At 44.9% G+C, this 15,282-nt stretch carries 14 protein-coding genes; 12 read left to right on the plus strand and 2 right to left on the minus strand.

The annotated features are described in order from the left end of the window. Nucleotides 1–68 precede the first annotated feature (68 nt). Nucleotides 69–944 (plus strand): MurR/RpiR family transcriptional regulator, encoded by an 876-nt coding sequence (locus tag QWZ07_RS06705; protein WP_065111867.1) that lies wholly within the window; start codon nt 69–71, stop codon nt 942–944. 63 nt (nt 945–1,007) lie between these two features. On the opposite strand, the gene nagA is transcribed toward QWZ07_RS06705, so the two are convergent. Then, on the minus strand, nt 1,008–2,183 hold the full coding sequence (nagA, locus tag QWZ07_RS06710; protein WP_192852477.1) for an N-acetylglucosamine-6-phosphate deacetylase: 1,176 nt from the start codon (nt 2,181–2,183) through the stop codon (nt 1,008–1,010). A 259-nt stretch (nt 2,184–2,442) separates the two neighbouring features. Between nagA and QWZ07_RS06715 the strand changes: the two genes are divergently transcribed. From QWZ07_RS06715 to nanQ, 4 genes are read left to right on the plus strand one after another with little or no spacing between them, the layout of a single operon-like run. After that, the gene (locus tag QWZ07_RS06715; RefSeq protein WP_065111869.1) at nt 2,443–3,150 is read left to right on the plus strand and encodes an N-acetylmannosamine-6-phosphate 2-epimerase; all 708 of its coding nucleotides are present in this window, start codon (nt 2,443–2,445) and stop codon (nt 3,148–3,150) included. Further along, entirely contained in the window at nt 3,147–4,031 is an 885-nt protein-coding gene (locus tag QWZ07_RS06720) for an N-acetylmannosamine kinase (RefSeq protein ID WP_192852478.1), read from the plus strand. The genes QWZ07_RS06715 and QWZ07_RS06720 overlap by 4 nt, the downstream gene beginning before the upstream one ends. A 27-nt stretch (nt 4,032–4,058) precedes the next feature. Beyond that, entirely contained in the window at nt 4,059–5,552 is a 1,494-nt protein-coding gene (locus tag QWZ07_RS06725; protein ID WP_192852479.1) for a sodium:solute symporter family protein, read from the plus strand. A gap of 55 nt (nt 5,553–5,607) precedes the next feature. After that, nucleotides 5,608–6,075 (plus strand): N-acetylneuraminate anomerase, encoded by a 468-nt coding sequence (gene nanQ / locus QWZ07_RS06730; RefSeq protein ID WP_192852480.1) that lies wholly within the window; start codon nt 5,608–5,610, stop codon nt 6,073–6,075. Between the two features lie 71 nt (nt 6,076–6,146). Here the strand turns inward: nanQ and mpaA are convergent, their stop codons facing one another. After that, entirely contained in the window at nt 6,147–6,866 is a 720-nt protein-coding gene (gene mpaA / locus QWZ07_RS06735) for a murein tripeptide amidase MpaA (RefSeq protein ID WP_192852481.1), read from the minus strand. 149 nt (nt 6,867–7,015) lie between these two features. Between mpaA and QWZ07_RS06740 the strand changes: the two genes are divergently transcribed. The 7 genes from QWZ07_RS06740 to QWZ07_RS06770 all read left to right on the plus strand — a co-directional run bounded on the left by QWZ07_RS06740 (nt 7,016) and on the right by QWZ07_RS06770 (nt 15,259). Next, nucleotides 7,016–8,641, plus strand: coding sequence for an ABC transporter substrate-binding protein (locus QWZ07_RS06740; RefSeq protein ID WP_192852482.1), 1,626 nt, complete (start codon nt 7,016–7,018; stop codon nt 8,639–8,641). Between the two features lie 160 nt (nt 8,642–8,801). Beyond that, a complete protein-coding gene (locus QWZ07_RS06745; RefSeq protein WP_192852483.1) occupies nt 8,802–9,686 on the plus strand; it encodes a LysR substrate-binding domain-containing protein in 885 nt (294 codons plus the stop codon). Between the two features lie 102 nt (nt 9,687–9,788). Then, complete coding sequence (locus QWZ07_RS06750; RefSeq protein ID WP_017074494.1) at nt 9,789–10,673, plus strand: carbohydrate ABC transporter permease; 885 nt, start codon at nt 9,789–9,791, stop codon at nt 10,671–10,673. A 23-nt stretch (nt 10,674–10,696) separates the two neighbouring features. Continuing rightward, nucleotides 10,697–11,644, plus strand: coding sequence for a carbohydrate ABC transporter permease (locus QWZ07_RS06755; RefSeq protein WP_192852484.1), 948 nt, complete (start codon nt 10,697–10,699; stop codon nt 11,642–11,644). Nucleotides 11,645–11,650: 6 nt separating this feature from the next. Further along, nucleotides 11,651–12,931, plus strand: coding sequence for an extracellular solute-binding protein (locus tag QWZ07_RS06760; RefSeq protein ID WP_192852485.1), 1,281 nt, complete (start codon nt 11,651–11,653; stop codon nt 12,929–12,931). 104 nt (nt 12,932–13,035) lie between these two features. After that, entirely contained in the window at nt 13,036–14,535 is a 1,500-nt protein-coding gene (locus QWZ07_RS06765) for a CehA/McbA family metallohydrolase (protein WP_192852486.1), read from the plus strand. Then, complete coding sequence (locus QWZ07_RS06770; protein ID WP_099165841.1) at nt 14,525–15,259, plus strand: HAD family hydrolase; 735 nt, start codon at nt 14,525–14,527, stop codon at nt 15,257–15,259. Before QWZ07_RS06765 ends, QWZ07_RS06770 begins: the two co-directional genes overlap by 11 nt. Nucleotides 15,260–15,282 lie beyond the last annotated feature (23 nt).

Here is a 15,282-nt window from a genome sequence, read left to right on the forward strand (position 1 = left end):
TCATAGATATGAACATTACAACAATAGAAATATAGTGCGAGAGCAGAGTTTTTAAGGGTATTGATTAAATGGTTGGAAAAATAGATACACTTCGAGCAGGGAAAGTCCTTGATACTATAGGTAGTCTTTATGATAGCTTTACTCCAGCATCCAAGCGTATTGCTGACTTTGTTTTAGAGCAACCAAATGAAGTTTGCACACTTTCTATTGCTGAGTTGTCGCAATTAGTTTTAGCAGGGGACGCTTCGATTATTCGCTTTTGCCGTTCCTTAGGAGCTAAGGGCTTTCATGAATTTAAAATGGCTTTAGCGATAGAACTTTCGCAGCGAGACGAAGCCGATGATAGCCTTTTTGACACCGATGTAACGGCTTCAGACAAACCTGAGGTTATTGGTAAAAAGCTACAAAAGGCAATTGATAAGGTTCTTTCCGAGACTCTGAATTTGTTGAACCTAGAAACACTCAACCAAGTGAGTGAATCGATAAAGCTAGCGAAGTCGGTTTACTTTTTAGGGGTGGGTTCATCTGGCATCTCTGCTGAGAATGCCAAATATCGATTTATGCGAATTGGCTTAAATGTTGATGCATTGACGACTAACCATTATATGTACATGAAAGCAGCATTACTTGCTCAAGGGGATATTGCGATCGGCATTAGTCATTCAGGCCAATCACAAGAAACGACAAAAGCACTCAAAATTGCTAAGCAATCAGGGGCTACAACGGTTGCTATTACCCACAACCCTCGCTCTTCGATTTGTGAATATGCTGACTATGTCTTGGTAAATGGAAATCGTCAGGGTCAGTTACAAGGGGATTCGATAGGGACAAAGATATCTCAGCTATTTGTACTAGATATGATTTATTGCTTGCTGGTTCAAGGTGATGAAAGCCATGCTCATGCTAGTAAACTTCGAACTACTCAAGCATTGTCACTGGATTAGACTCCGGCGAAGTATTTAAGGCGCTATAGTCAATACCGCCTTAAATATTCAAGATTTTCGCTTCTACGAATGTTCAACTAACTCTGTATTATCATACTTGATTTTGCCCATTTGAATGGTTCTATGGACATTCAAGCCCTGATCGATAAGCGTTATGTTTGCGTAATATCCAGCGTCAAGTCGACCATATTTTTGATCTAATTTCAGAGCTTGAGCTGGGTACAAAGATGCCATATTCAGTGCTTGTTCCAATGACAGTCCGACCTTTTCAACAAGATTTTTCACACCTTGAATCATAGTGATGGCCGCTCCTGCTAGTGTTCCATCTTGATAGTGACAGCGCCCGTCTGTAACAAATGCGGGAGTCCCAGCCATGTCATATTGCTTCATATCTGTTCCAGTCGGTGTCACGGCATCGGTAACCATAAATAACTTTTCACCTAATATTTGGTGTGCAATACGTACATTAGCGAAGTTAGAGTGAATGCCATCTACGATAATTCCTGCGTATAATTTTTTGTCAAAGATATAACCGACAGCTCCCGGCTCCCTAGAGTTAAAAGAGCTCATAGCATTGTACAAGTGTGTGGCCATACTTAACCCTTCGCATTCATTTAGTTGCTCATATGTTGCATTGGTATGCCCCAATGAAACGTAGATTTCAGCATCAGCTAACGCTTTTATGTCGGTCTTTGAATTACATTCAGGAGCCAATGTCACCATTTTTATAATATTTCGGTGTTTAATAAGGAAGGCTAAGCTTTGTTCATCTAATTGACGGATAAACTGTTCGTTATGTGCCCCTTTTTTAGTATGACTAATAAAAGGGCCTTCTAAATGAAGACCTAAGATGCCTTGCTTTTCAATTTCTATATTTTTTCCCATCAAATTAACAGCCAATTTCAGATCGTCGATATCGCTTGTAATCAGCGTTGGGAGATACTGGGTTGTACCGGACTGCAGATTAGTGTCGTTCATGATTTTCAAAGTTGAGTAGGATGGATCTGTGTTAAACAAAACCCCACCACAGCCGTTTAACTGAAGATCAATGAAGCCTGCACAGGCCAATAAGCCTTGTCCATCAACTTGTTCAAGAACCGCTGGCTGTGATTCTGCTGGGACAACCTCAGCAATATGATCGCCTTCGATAATAATTATGTGATTTTTAAGTATTTCAGTACCGTTAAATATATCGATATTGACCAGAGCATAGCGGTTTGGAGTGCAGGTCTTTGTCATTGTAGTTCTCTTTGGGCTCTAAATTATTAAGGGAGTATCACTTCATTCGAAGGGATATTACACATCTTTATGGAGTTTAACTCCGATTGTTTTATCATGGATATCATTTAAAGCCTCTTTTTTCACGATTTCGTATGGAGATTAGGCAAGTTTGTGACAAGGATCTTCAATCTTGTAATTTTGTGTTGAAGTTTAACTCCGTGGTGGCATTGTGGAGTTAAATTTCAATATTAATACTTATTCTGGAGTATTGAATCTTATGCAAGTTAAGAAAGCCGCCATTTTAAACACTCTGAGGAAAGGATTTGTCGCATCTTGCCAGCCTGTTGACGACGGTCCCATGGATAAACCAGAAATAGTAACTGCAATGGCAATGGCTTCTGTTATGGGAGGCGCGGTAGCCCTGAGAATTGAAGGCGTTGAGAACCTTAGAGCGGTTCGCCCTCACGTTGATGTACCTATTATTGGTATCGTTAAGCGTGATCTTGATGATTCTCCAATACGAATCACGCCTTATCTTAAAGATGTTCAAGCGCTACATGAAGCAGGCGCAGATATTATTGCTATCGATGCCTCTGACCGTGCTCGTCCGGTTACGATTGATACCTTGGTTGCTGAAATCCATAAACTCGGTCGATTGGCTATGGCAGATAGCTCTAGCTACATTGAAGGTATGTATGCCAAACAGCTAGGTGTTGAAATCATTGGTTCCACACTGTCAGGCTACACGGGTGGAGTTATACCTGAAGAGCCTGACTTTGAGCTTGTTGAAAGGCTGAAACAGTCGGGGTGTTTTGTTATGGCAGAAGGTCGTTATAACAGCCCTGAACTAGCACAACGTGCTATTGAATCTGGCGCTGATTGTGTAACGGTGGGATCTGCTATAACTCGTATTGAACACATTTGCTCATGGTTTGGTACCGCAGTGAGTGCTGGTCGCCACGAAGCTATGGAGAAAAGTGCATGAGTGTTTGTCTTGCTATCGATATTGGTGGTACGAAAATCGCAGCTGCGTTAATTGAATCAAATCACCTTTCACAGCGTACCCAAGTAAGCACGCCATCATCGCAAGTTCCATCGGCGATGAGCCAAGCACTTGATGATTTGATCTCTCCACTGATAGGGCAAGCTGACTATGTTGCAATAGCATCAACCGGCATCATCAATGATGGCGTTTTAACTGCATTGAACCCTGACAATCTCGGGGGACTAAACAACTACCCACTCAAGGCTACCTTAGAAAATATCACTTCTCTACCTTGTTACGTTATCAATGATGCTCAAGCAGCGTGTTGGATTGAATATCAACAGCTCAATGGTGACATAACAGATATGGCATTTATCACAGTATCGACAGGAGTTGGTGCCGGCCTTGTTCTTGGTGGAGAGTTATTGGTGGGACGCCGCGGTATCGCCGGGCATGCAGGACACATGCAAGTAGATCCTGATGGACCTATGTGTGGGTGCGGTCGTATAGGTTGTGTAGAAGCAATTGCCTCTGGAACCGCGATAACTAAAGCGGGTAAAAAGCGTTGGGCATCTGTGTCGACTGGAAAAGATATTCACGACAAGTGGATGTCGGGAAATGACAACGCAAAAGCTATTTTCGAGCAATCAGCTCATGCTGTTGCTCAACTTATCTCAAACCTACGAATTACATTGGATATTGATGTCGTCACACTGGGTGGCAGTGTTGGTTTAGCAAGTGGCTACCTAGAACTTGTTGAATCTGAACTGAATACAAACCCTAAAGTGTTTCGTCCTGAACTAAGACTCGCCCAAGCCGGTGCCGATGCCGGTTTATTAGGTGCAGCTCATTGGGCACATCAATATTACAAAAAAAAATAATTAAAATAATTAAAGGTCTATAAAACGATGGAAGCAAATTCTTTTGGAACTCTGAACTATATAGTGCTCTTTTTATACCTTGCAGGTGTAATGGGGGTGGGTGTTTATTTTGCGCGCAGACAAAAGTCTGGTGACGATTACTTTAAAGCTGGTGGACGCATCCCTGGTTGGGCTGCGGGCATTAGTGTGTTCGCAACGACGTTAAGTTCAATTACATTTATGTCAATTCCTGCTAAGGCGTATACAGACGATTGGACATTCCTTATTGGTCAATACATTGCAATCGCTATTTTGCCGTTTGTATTTATTTACTATATTCCATTTTTCCGTCGCCTAAATTTAACGTCGGTATATGAATATTTAGAGAAACGGTTTGATTTGAAAATGCGCCTATTCGGCAGTATCTCTTTTATGTTATTTCATATTGGGCGGATCGCAATTGTTACTTATCTTACTGCACTCGCACTAATGCCATTTATTGACATGAATCCGCTGACTATCGTGTTCTTAATTGGTGTCTTATGTATCATTTATACCTTCCTAGGTGGTATTGAAGGTGTTATTTGGACTGATGTTATGCAAGGCATTATGCTTTCAGTGGCGGCTGTTGGTATTTTTGTTGTTCTTTGTTTCAACGTTGATGGTGGTTTAGGTGAAATCTTCACAATGTCTTCAGAGGCAGATAAGTATTTCCCAGCAGAACAATTTCGTTGGAGTTGGACAGAAGCAACAATACCAGTCCTAATGATTGGTTTTTTCTTCTCAGTTTTACAGCAGTTCACAGCAAGCCAAGATGTGGTTCAACGTTACATCGTGACGGACTCAATTGAGGAAACAAAGAAAGCACTAATTACCAACGCAAAATTTGTTGCTTTCGTTCCTGTATTCTTCTTTGCTGTTGGCGCGGGTTTGTATGCATTTTACACACAAAATCCAAGCCTACTGTCGGATGATTTTAATACTGGCGGTATCCTACCGTTCTACATTATTACTCAGCTTCCGGCGGGCATCGCTGGTTTGATTATCGCAGCTATTTTTGCGGCATCTCAGTCGAGTATATCAAGTAGCTTGAACAGTATTTCTGCATGTTATACCAGTGATATTTACCAACGCCTAAGTAAAGATCATCAAACAGAAAATACATTGCGTATTGGTCGTATTGTTACCGTCATCTCTGGATTGTTGGGTGTAGCCGCTTCCACATACTTGATCTTCTCAGAAGAGAGTCAAATTTGGGATGCATTTAATAGTTTACTTGGTCTCATGGGAGGGCCAATGACAGGTCTATTTATGCTGGGTGTGTTTATTCGTAACGCAACAGCAAAAAGTGCACTCATTGGGGTGATTGTAAGTGTAATAGCAACACTGTGCGCGCGTTACTTAACCGATTTGAACTTTTTCTTCTATGGTGGTATCGGCACGATGACTGTTGTCATTGTAGGCTACATTTCGGCATTACTAATGAAAGAAGAACCTAAAGATGTCAGCAAAGAGTTTGTTCTAACTTCATCTAAAAAATAACAATTAATTCAAGCTCTCATGATGCTATGAGAGCTTATAACATTTCGAGGTTACAATGATTTTTGGGCACATTTCACAATCTGATAAATGCGTACTCCCTGCGCCGATTCTGACTGCTTTAGAGTTCCTAGCTAATAGAGACTTAGATAGTTTGGAAATTGGTCGTCATGATATTAATGGTGATTTAATGTTCGTAAATGTGATGAGTTTTGATACGGCTCATGAGGACGAAAAACTAGCCGAAGTACATAAGGAATATATTGATTTACAGGTTCTGATTCATGGTGAAGAGAAAATTCAGTTTGCTTTAAAAAGTCAGTACCACGTAGCTGAAACCGAATATAATGCGAATGATGACTTTTATTTAGTGAATTCAATGGATTCGCCATCCAGCTTAGTTCTTATACCCGGATGTTTTGCGGTGTTTTTTCCAAATCAACCTCATAAACCTGGCTGTTGTTTACAGCTTCCACAACATATAAAAAAAGCAGTTGTGAAAATACATAAAACACTCTTGTCTTAAATACAATATTGCAGTTGTCCTAAATTATTTTTTGGGACAACTGGTATATTTTCCACATTTCAAAATCATAGTTATCTTATTTGTTCAGTAATATAAAACCCCAACACCGCCACAAATGCATCCAAATATTGCTCGATAGTCAAATCAGCAGACACGGGCGGTAGCTCTACGGTAATACACGGTAGGTTTCTTTCTTGGCACCAAGTGCCGAATGAGCCTGGGGTTTCGTAATCAACGTCTTCTACGAGTGGTAGGTTGAACTGTTTGCCTAGCCAAATGGCGAGTTCAGATTGGGTTGGGTCGTCGACCATAGCGAGTGGTTCGTGGAACGAGATAACGAACTTGGGTTTGCGCTGCTCAATGAGGTTGATCAGTGACTGCACTTCTGGCTCTAACTGGTTTGCCTGCCCTGTTTTTACTTTTACATCTCTGACTGGTGTGTGGGAACTCCAGCGATAAACGGTGCCGTTTTCTGTCCAGTTCTGGGTCGGAAAGGCGCGGTTCAGATCGACTTGGTTTGCGTTGGCACGTGTACCTAACTGGTTGCCATCTGGATTCATCGACAAGATCACATCGTGTCGCAAGTTGGCGGCTGGCAAGCTTCTTAGCGCGCAAGATAAACCAGCAATAGACGCGGTTTCATCACCGTGTGTGCCTGCTAAAATCAGCCCGCGAGATTCGCTTTCTACTTGCGCGGGGAAATAGAGCAAGGGTGCGCCCAATACCGACTTTCCATATGGTAGCGGCTTTATTGAAAATGCCGCTCTTTCCGTTCTTGGAATTAAACTCACCTTAATCTCCTGATTGATCAAGTAGTATCAAAGTGTCACTACTATTTAGATGACCTCTATTAAATAAACCATAGCGTCAAAACTCGTCAACCGTCGCATTGTTAATTTTATTACTTTGCTTCAAAGATAGGCTAGGAGAGCAAAAAAACATGGATTTTAAGAAACATTCAACGGCTTTAATCATTTCATCTTTATTGACCCCTTTTATCTCAGTGACTGCCGTTGCTGACACATTGCCTGCCGGAACTTCTCTGGCGAAGGAGCAACACTTGGTGCGTGCCAATGATGCAGAAGCTGCGACGCTTGACCCGGCAAAGGCAGAAGGCTTGCCTGAAATGCACATTCTACGCGACCTATTTGAAGGGTTAGTGATTCAAGATCGTGATGGCAACATTACTCCAGGTGTTGCGGAATCTTGGGAAACCGAAGACAACCAGACGTTTGTATTCCACCTGCGTAAAGATGCTAAATGGTCTAATGGCGATCCTGTGACTGCCGATGATTTCGTGTATGCGATAAGACGCGCGGTCGACCCGAAACTCGCTTCGCCGAATGTTTGGTATCTTAAGCTTACTCAAATCAGCAACATTGCAGACGTAGCCGAAGGCAAGAAGCCCGTTGAAGATCTTGGTATTTCGGCCGTCGACAAGCACACGGTGAAGTTCGAACTCGATAGCAAAGTACCTTACTTTGTGGCGATGACAGGCCACACCTCAATGATGCCAGTTCATAAGGCAACGCTAGAAAACAGCGACAAGCCGTGGAGCGATCCTAAGCAATTTGTCGGTAATGGAGCGTTTGTACTGGACGAGTGGGTGGTTAACGAGCGCATTGAACTGAAGAAGAGTCCGACATATTGGGACAACGCAGATACGCACTTAACCGAAGTGACTTACATTCCTTTCGAGAACCAGAATGCGTCGATCAACCGTTATGCGGTGGGCGAGGTCGATATCACGTCTGACGTGCCGACACACATGGCGCAGCAACTTAAAACCAAATACCAAGATGCGTTTACCGCGGTGCCTTTGCTGTGTACTTACTACTACGCGTTCAATACGACTCGACCTCCGTTTGATGACGCGCGAGTGCGTAAAGCGGTGTCGTATTCCATGATGCGTGACGTGATCACAAATGGTGTCACTCAGGTGGGGAACCTACCGGCTTATACCTTTGCTCATGAGTACACGGCAGGTTTTGATGCGACTCAGCCTGAATACAGCACATGGACTCAAAAGGAGCGCGACCAAAAGGCGAAGCAGCTGTTGAAAGAAGCGGGCTACGATGAGTCTAACCCGTTGGATTTCAAGCTGCTCTACAACACCAGTGAATCGAACAAGTCGATTGCAGTGGCGATTGCTTCCATGCTGAAAGGTAATCTAGGCGCGCAAGTTGAGCTAGAAAACCAAGAGTGGAAATCTTACCTAGTATCACGTCGCCAAGGTGATTTTGATGTGATGCGGGCTTCTTGGTGTGGGGACTACAATGAAGCATCTACCTTCTTGAGCTTATTGCGCTCTGAGTCTTCGGGTAATTTTGCTCGTTACAACAACGACAAGTACGACTCTGCGATGGACAGTGCATTGGCCGCAACCAGCGAACAAGATCGCCAAGGCTTCTATGACCAAGCCGAGCAGTTACTGGCTGAAGATATGCCTATCGCGCCAATCTACTACTACATGCAGGCTCGCCTAGTGCGACCAAATGTTGGCGGCTTTGCGAAGAACAACGTGGAAGGGCGCATCTATTCTAAGGATCTTTATATCAAAGAGTAGTTGTGTCTCTGACGTACCAATAAAAATAAGAAATAGAGAAAAGGGACGTTGATCATAAATATCTGATCAATGTCCCTTCGTCATTAATCTGTAACTGGAACCACAAAAAACTGAAACCTGATTGAAGTATTTTTCACTTTTATTTCAATCAGGTGAAGCCATGTTGCCCCCTCTACGCGCCCTTGTTGCGTTCGAAGCTGTTGCTCGTCTTGGTTCCATTGGCGCCGCTGCTCGAGAGCTTTGTGTGACTCAAGCTGCGGTGAGCCAGCAGCTCAAAAGTTTAGAAGCCTTTCTCGATACTACCCTGTTTGAACGCAGCTCTAAAGGCGTGAAGCTGACCTCTTCAGCTCAACATTATCAACCGATTGTTGCGGGCTCGCTTGCTCACTTGAAGCTGCAGACTCAAATCCTGTTCGGGGAAAAAGAAACCGATGTGTTAAGCCTGCGCGTTAACCATACCTTTTGCCATAACTGGCTGTTACCTCGCCTGCCATCCTTTTATCAAAAATACCCTTTTATCAGGCTCGATATTCAGCTGGTGGACTGGCCATCAACTACCCCTTGTCAGAATGTCGATATCGAACTGACCAACGGCAAGGTCGAAAGTGAAGACACCCATTGCGAGCGACTGTTTCAAGAACATTGGCAGTTGGTGTGTAGTCCTCAATTCAAAGCCGAGCATCAAGAATTACTCAGCAAGCCCGACTTCGCTGCTCTGCCAACGGTTCAGGTGAAAGGCTATCGAGAGAACTGGTTGCAATGGCTTGGGCATAACCAATTCGAGATGACTTTACCGAAAGTTCTGCTCGAAGTGAGTAACTCTTTACATGCCTTAGAAGCGGTCAAACATGGCATTGGAATGTTGCTGGTGCGTTCGCTCGCGGTGTCTGAATTACTCAAGAAAGAAGACCTTGTATTGGCAAGTGAATCGTCGATGCCTGCCGAATCTGCCCACTATCTGATTACCAAACACAGTCGCAGTGCCAAGGTGAATTTCTTCTGCGATTGGCTTTATCACCAGATGGAAGACGGTGAACTGGAGTAAAGATTTTCTTATGGATAGCCATAAAAAAAATGAAGGGCGCTCTTACTAACCTGTCATAAAAAACACTTAGTTTAACCGCATACAAATAAGGACGAGGTCACCATGAGTGCTTTCTCACAACCAATGAAAAACCGCTTAAAGGTACTGTTATTTACCGCACCGTTGTTGGTGCCACTGTTTACTTTTTGGCTCGTACCATTTGGTTATTCAATTTATATCAGCTTTACCGATTGGGATTATATCTCGCCAGATTATTCGTTCATCGGTTTAGAAAATTACGAGTACATGGTTGAGGACTACGAGTTCATTCAAGCGGTGCTCAACACGTTTTGGTTCTCGGTCGGTGTGGTGATTCCAACCATCATTCTTGGACTCGTGTTTGCGATGTTGCTGCACAAAAACTTCAAGGGTAGCCAGTTTTATCGTGCGGTGATTTTCTCGCCTTGGATCACGCCAACGGTCGCGGTGTCGATTGTTTGGTCTTGGGTGTTCGAGACCAAGTCGGGCTTGGCCAATCACTTATTAGAGTCGGCAGGGTTTAGCGCAATTCCATGGCTAGAGAACGGAAACACAGCCTTGATTGCGGTGATTATCGTGACGGTGTGGCAGGCGATTGGTTGGACGATGTTGTTCTACATCAGCGCACTTAACAAGATTCCAGAGTCACTGTATGAGGCGTCTTTGATTGATGGTTGTAGCAGCCTAACGCGTTTTCTAAAAATCACGTTACCGCTTATCTCGCCAACCACATTCTTCTTGGTGGTGGTCAACATTATCACGGCAATGCAGGCGTTCGATCAGTTCCAGATCTTAACGCAGGGCGGGCCGGGCGGTGAGACACGCACCTTGTTGTACTTGTTCTACCAACAAGCGTTTGAGCGTTACGAAATGGGACCTGCGGCCGCGACATCGTTAGTGATATTCCTGATTACTGGATTGCTGGCACTTATTAATACCTACATCGGCAAGCGCTGGGTGTACTACTAGTCGATTTTTGAAAGGACAGAATTATGACCACGCAAGTATTGGATGCCAACCAAGTCTTAAATCAAAGAGCGGCTGTATCTAAAGTCAAAGCCCAAACCAAAGCGACCAAATCAGAGATTGCGTCAAAGAAAAGCTCAGTGGATCGCCGTTCGTTTATCGCACTGACTAAGCACCTGTTCTTGGCAACCTGCGGAACCATCATGGTATTCCCGTTCTTATGGATGCTGTCTGGTTCGCTGAAAAGCAACGATGAAATCTTTGCTAACCCGCTGGACTTGATTCCAGAGCAATTTCGCTGGGAAACCTTTGTCAAAGCCTTTCACAGCGCGCCGTTTGGCTTGTACATCTTCAACAGTTTTAGCGTGGCTTTGTTCACTACCCTGTTGGTGATTGTGAATTCCGCGATGTTTGCATACGCGTTGACTCAGCTGAAGTTTCGCTCGAAGACGGTGCTCTATTTCATCGTGATGGGCTGTTACATGCTGCCGGGCGCAGTGACTTACATTCCGTCTTACATCACCTTGGCAAAACTGGGCTTGTTGGATTCACACATGGGACTAGTGGCGTCGAACGCGGCGTCGGTTTTCGGTGTGTTCTATCTACGCCAAGTGTTTATCAAGGTGCATCCGTCGCTGATTGAAGCGGCACGAATTGATGGTGCAGGTGAGCTCAAGATCTTATGGGCAATCATCTTACCGCAATGCCGAGCAGCAGTCGCAACACTGTTCCTCATCACTTTTATTACCAATTACAACAGCTACATGTGGCCTAGCTTGGTTATCACCACTCAGGATCTTAACCTGATTGCGACCGGGATTCGTCACTACTTTATTGCCGAAGGTAACTATGGGTTGAACTGGTCGCAAATCATGGCGGCGAGCACCATTGCAGTATTGCCTTTGTTAATTCTATTCGTCATTTGTCAAAAGACGATTCTTTCAGGTATCGCCGATAACGGCGTAAAAGAGTAAACGGAAATGAAATTAAAAACTCTCGCACTAGTGTGTGCTGGCGCAGCAAGCGCGTCTATGTTCTCTAGCAGTGTTCTTGCGGCAACCGAAGTTAACTTTTGGTATTCCGGTGGTACTAAGCCACAGCAAATGATGACGAAGCTCATCGAAGAGTTCAACGCGAGCCAAGATGAGTATGTGGTGAAGCCTGCGTTGCAAGGTAACTACACAGAAACCTACCAGAAGCTGCAAGCAGGCCTCGCATCTAAAACGGCACCTGAACTTGTGCTATTAGATTCAGGTCGTGCGGAAGCAATGCACGGACGTGGTTTGAGTCGTGACCTAACGGCTTTCATGGATGAAGAGTTTAACTTCTCTGATTTCATTGGTGCGTTTAAAGACCAAGTGACCGCAGACGATGGCACCATCATCGGCTTGCCTGCTTACGGTACAACTCAAGTGTTTTACTACAACAAGCAAGTATTGGCAGATAACGGCTTTACCGAGCAAGACTTAAACACATGGCAAGGTGTGGCAAAGGTCGCAGAGAAAGTCACACAGCGTGACGAGAAAGGCAACGTGACCTTCTACGGCTGGGAGCCGATGTGGGGCCAAGACAACATGATTGACGCGGCTTTCTCTAACGGCGCGCAGATCATCAGTGATGACGGTAAAACAGTGCTAATCGATTCAGCGGAATGGGTTGAGGTGTGGGACAGCTTCCGTAAGTGGATCCACGATGATCAAACCATGCGTATTCACTACGGTGGTCAAGGCTGGGAATACTGGTACAAAACCATTGATGACGTAATGAAAGACAACGCGCTTGGTTACACCGGTTCATCGGGTGACCAAGGTGACTTGGACTTCACTAAGCTTTCGGCAACCACACAGCCAGGTTGGGGCTCAAATCCTTCTGCGCCACAAGCGGGTGCGCTGGTTTACGTGATGCCAAAAGGCACAGACGAAGCGGCAGCAAAAGGTGCATTCGAATTCATTGAGTTCTACACCAACGCGAAAAACACGGCCGCATGGTCAATGTTTACGGGTTACATCCCAGTACGTAACAGCGTGTCTGAAGTACCAGAATACCAAGCGTTCACCAAAGATAACCCGCAAGCTCTGATCCCTTTGAAGCAAGCGAACACAGCGACCAAAGACTTCCTTGACCCTACCAACGGTAAGATCATGGATGCTCTGAAGGTAGCTGCGGATCAGATTCAAATTCAAAACGTGCCTGCTGACAAAGCGCTAAAACAAGCGGCTAAGAAAGCACAACGTGCACTAGACCGAGCGAATCGTTCTTAATCTGTAAAGTGGTTAAGACTATCTTTGCATGCATAAAGGCCCATCTATTCGGGTGGGCCTCTTTTTGACCCAGTCCTTCAATTAGGACGAATTTGGTGAAGACAATGACCCAATTTCAAGGTGAGCTGCCGTTTGGCAGAGTACGTATCCCCTTTGATGTGCCAACAGGTTCTCACAGCGTAGCGATTACCGGCACAACGGTGAAAAAAGGATTCTTGTACGCAGCGGCGTACGATACCAACCAAGCATTTCGTGGCAAAGTGCTGTTTGAAAAAGCGCACAAGTCACTCACTATCCAACCGCAAAATTCAAGTTTAGGCGCGATTGATGGAGCGATTCCATCGGGCGAGTGGTTCTTAGAACTTTACAACCTTGAAGGTGAGTTTCGAACTGAACGCGCGATGCAGTATCAAGTCGATGTGCTTTGTTCTGATGAGTTAGTTAATCATTCTAACGAGCTAGGTACTGACGGAATTGAGAGTGAGCTAGAACTGAACCCAACGGTCACAGTTGAGCACGATATCGAGTTTGATTACAGCCACATGTTGAGCTCTGATTCTCGCTGGTATAAAGGCGATTTACACGCCCACACTCAGCTTTCTGATGGTCACAATACCTTGGCAGCGGCTAAAGATATTGTGGAATTACAGGGGCTCGATTTCTTCTTCTTCACCGAACACAACATCTGCCAACCTAAGCTGCCTGTATCCAATCAGTGTTTGTTCTTACCGGCGTTAGAAGTCACAACTGATCTCGGGCACTTCAATGTGCATGGTCCGGTTAAGTCTTTGGATCTCAGAAACGTTGAACACAGCAGTCAAGCGACCATGGAAGCTGGATTGAGTTTAGCGAAAAGTGGACACAGTTCCCTTGGCATTAATCACCCTATGATGAAGCCGTGGCATTGGCATTACGATCAAGTGGGTCTCAGCGAAGTGTCTACGTTTGAAGTGTGCTGCGACCCAACGTGGTCGACCTCGCCGAAAGCGACGGAAGAGGCGTTATTGGTTCTTAATGAAATGTGGAATTGTGGCCAGCGTATTACCGCGATTGGCGGCAGCGATTCACACCTTGAACCCCATGAACGCAATCCAAAATCGGATGAGCCTTCCATTTACGGTGACCCATCAACTTTCGTATATAGCCATGGTTTGAGTGGCGAAGGCATCTTGTCTGGACTGCGTAATGGACAAGTTTATCTAGAGCGCCGTTGCGGCTTGAAGTTTGATATCAACTTAGGTGATTTGCTACCGGGCAACGATTCTCAAGGTCAGCCACTAACATACCGAATTGCCGTCTCTGATTCAGAAAACCCTTACTACGCGGAGTGCGTGGTTGATGGCGAGATTGCAGATCGAATCGCTCTGAATGATGAGCTGCAAAGTATCCATATTGATGAGGGCTACCGTTGGTGCCGAGTTGATATTCGTCGCGGAGATCTTCCATTCTCAACAGGATCGAAAAGTACTCAATCTTCATCTAGTGAGAATGAATTTGAAGGCTGCATCAATGCCGTATTTGACGGCAAACAACCAGAATTTAACCAACCCCTAGTGCGTACTTGGGGAGAACTAATGGAGCGAATGAGCCGTGATGAAGTTTAAGGCGATGTTATTTGATAAAGACGGCACATTGTTAGAGTTCCACAAGATGTGGCTCAACGTTTCTCGTGGTGCTTGTGAGCGTGTGAAATCCTTCACTGACCAACATCAAGGTAATCAAACTGTCACACCTGCTGAGTTACTCTTGGCCATTGGTGTTGAAGGTGATGTAGTTGATAACTATGGTCTATTAGCCTCAAACCCAGTGGAAGATACCGCGACAGCGTGGTTCAACATGCTGCAACCTAATGTCTCGCTCGCTGAGTTTACTAAGGTGACTAAAGCGGCTTTCAATGACGAAGTGGAAGAGAATCCAAGCTGGATTGAAGCCCTACCGGGTGTGACTGAAAAACTCGGTTTGTTCAAGCAGCAAGGCATGATTTTAGGCATCGCGACCGCGGATACCAAAGACTCAACCATCTACACGCTAGAGCAATCGGGTTTGAGCGAGATGTTTGATTATGTTGGTTACTCTGATGGCGATATCGAACCTAAACCTGCGCCCGCACTGCTCAATGCATTCTGCGAACAGTGTGGCATTGAGCCTCATGAGGTGATCATGTTTGGTGACACGGTTTCGGATATGGAATTTGGCCGCAATGCAGGCGCAAGCAATGTTGGCGTGCTGACGGGTACGGCACAACACAGCGAATTAGAACCAGTAGCGGATCTGGTTATCGCATCGGTTGCCCACTTTGAGCTCAATCAACTGCAAGAACGTGGCTAAAACGTTTAACGACAGATTGCAAA

This window comes from Vibrio lentus, from assembly GCF_030409755.1.
Lineage (GTDB): Bacteria > Pseudomonadota > Gammaproteobacteria > Enterobacterales > Vibrionaceae > Vibrio > Vibrio lentus.

Coding starts and splice junctions, on each gene's coding strand:
- QWZ07_RS06720 (WP_192852478.1), top strand. CDS start 3,147: ATGAGTGTTTGTCTTGCTATCGATATTGGTGGTACGAAAATCGCAGCT.
- QWZ07_RS06765 (WP_192852486.1), top strand. CDS start 13,036: ATGACCCAATTTCAAGGTGAGCTGCCGTTTGGCAGAGTACGTATCCCC.
- QWZ07_RS06745 (WP_192852483.1), top strand. CDS start 8,802: ATGTTGCCCCCTCTACGCGCCCTTGTTGCGTTCGAAGCTGTTGCTCGT.
- QWZ07_RS06705 (WP_065111867.1), top strand. CDS start 69: ATGGTTGGAAAAATAGATACACTTCGAGCAGGGAAAGTCCTTGATACT.
- QWZ07_RS06755 (WP_192852484.1), top strand. CDS start 10,697: ATGACCACGCAAGTATTGGATGCCAACCAAGTCTTAAATCAAAGAGCG.
- QWZ07_RS06770 (WP_099165841.1), top strand. CDS start 14,525: ATGAAGTTTAAGGCGATGTTATTTGATAAAGACGGCACATTGTTAGAG.
- nagA (WP_192852477.1), bottom strand. CDS start 2,183: ATGACAAAGACCTGCACTCCAAACCGCTATGCTCTGGTCAATATCGAT.
- QWZ07_RS06760 (WP_192852485.1), top strand. CDS start 11,651: ATGAAATTAAAAACTCTCGCACTAGTGTGTGCTGGCGCAGCAAGCGCG.
- QWZ07_RS06725 (WP_192852479.1), top strand. CDS start 4,059: ATGGAAGCAAATTCTTTTGGAACTCTGAACTATATAGTGCTCTTTTTA.
- QWZ07_RS06740 (WP_192852482.1), top strand. CDS start 7,016: ATGGATTTTAAGAAACATTCAACGGCTTTAATCATTTCATCTTTATTG.
- nanQ (WP_192852480.1), top strand. CDS start 5,608: ATGATTTTTGGGCACATTTCACAATCTGATAAATGCGTACTCCCTGCG.
- QWZ07_RS06715 (WP_065111869.1), top strand. CDS start 2,443: ATGCAAGTTAAGAAAGCCGCCATTTTAAACACTCTGAGGAAAGGATTT.
- QWZ07_RS06750 (WP_017074494.1), top strand. CDS start 9,789: ATGAGTGCTTTCTCACAACCAATGAAAAACCGCTTAAAGGTACTGTTA.